Origin of the sequence: Roseovarius sp. TE539 (assembly GCF_003298505.1) — a bacterium.
Taxonomy (GTDB): Bacteria; Pseudomonadota; Alphaproteobacteria; order Rhodobacterales; family Rhodobacteraceae; genus Roseovarius.
Map to the genome: position 1 here is coordinate 1 of NZ_QNGB01000067.1, position 1,513 is coordinate 1,513.

Below are 1,513 nucleotides of genomic sequence, written 5' to 3' on the forward strand. Positions count from 1 at the left end.
GGCGCAGCCGCTTGAGCGAGTTGATGGCTCCGCGCCTGCGCCCATTGCTCACGCCGCCGAATGATGGCAAACAAATGAGGAACAGACTCGACTTGCGAGTGGCCCTGAAAAATGGGGCAGGTCACGAGGCCAACAGCGAGACACGACTGCGCGCCTGCAAGGCGCAGCTTTTGAAAGGCGATGCGCCTGCCGAACTGATACCAAGTCTGGCCAGTGCCGGGTCAGCCCGGCCGGAGCGTATCGCCGAAATCTATCGTCGGCTCCAGAGTGATGCGTACCGGCTCGGCCGGGGCGGCTTCGCTCACCCGGTCGGCGATGATGCGTGCGGACTGCTGACCGATCTCCAGACGGCAGGCATCCATTGTCGCAAGCTGCCGCGGCAACCCCTTGAGAAGGTTCACGCCGTTGAACCCTGCCAGCCCGACTTGCCCGGGAATTTCCACCCCCTGTTCCAGAAGCCAAAGCAGGCCGCCTGCGCCGATCATGTCGTTGGAATAATACAGGAAGTCCAGGTCAGGTGTGCGCCCCAGTATCGCCTGCGTCATCTCGCGCCCCTTCACCAGTGCCGAACCACCCGAATAGAATTCCTGGTCCGCGATCTCGATCCCGGCCTTGGCCATGACCTGGGTGAACCCCTCGAACCGTTTCCGCGCCCGGTGGTCAAGCGGCATCTTGGTACCGAGGAACCCGATCCGCCTGTGCCCGGCACGGATGATCGCGTGGGCCATCTGCTGCCCGGCCCGGCGGTGGGAAATGCCCACCATGGAATCCACCGGCGTACCGTCCACATCCATGATCTCGACAACCGGAATTCCGCTTGCGCGCAGCATCGCACGGCTCGCATCCGAATGCTCAAGCCCCGCTATGATCACACCGGAGGGCCGCCATGACAGCATCTCGTAAAGAACCTTCTCTTCCTTTTCGGGCAGGTATCCCGTGAGGCCGACAACCGGCTGCAGTCCGGTTTCCTCCAGCGCACCGCTGATCCCGGTCATCACCTCGGGAAAGACCATGTTGGACATCGACGGGATGATGACCGCCACCAGGTTGACCCGCTGGCTGGCCAACGCGCCGGCGATCTTGTTCGGCACGTAGCCCAGCCTCTTGGCCGCCGCCAGAACACGGGTACGCGTGGCTTCCGATACATCGCCGCGATCACGCAGAACGCGGCTGACCGTCATCTCGGATACCCCTGACGCCTCCGAAACGTCGCGCAGGGTCAGGGCGCGCTTTTGCTGTGTTGTCACTGATGTCCATCCTGCGATTACAAGCCCTTGTTATCGCGAACGGCCTGGCAGGATCAAGCGCCCAGACACCTGCGTGACAGGGCCGGCCGCCAGGCGGTTCGATCATGAAGTGCGGATAAGCACGCCCCGCGCGAAATCCGAGCTATGGCGGGAAATGGGTGACGCGGTTTGAGAAGGCGGCGTATCGTGGCGGGTGATCAAGCCTGCCAGAACTTCCATAAGAGGAACGATACGCCATGAAGAACGATACAGAGATCATTGCCCTG

At 62.4% G+C, this 1,513-nt stretch carries 1 protein-coding gene; it reads right to left on the bottom strand.

The annotated features are described in order from the left end of the window. Positions 1 to 221: 221 nt before the first annotated feature. The gene (locus DQW77_RS17870) at positions 222 to 1,247 is read right to left on the bottom strand and encodes a LacI family DNA-binding transcriptional regulator (RefSeq protein ID WP_113259688.1); all 1,026 of its coding nucleotides are present in this window, start codon (positions 1,245 to 1,247) and stop codon (positions 222 to 224) included. Between the last annotated feature and the right edge of the window lie 266 nt (positions 1,248 to 1,513).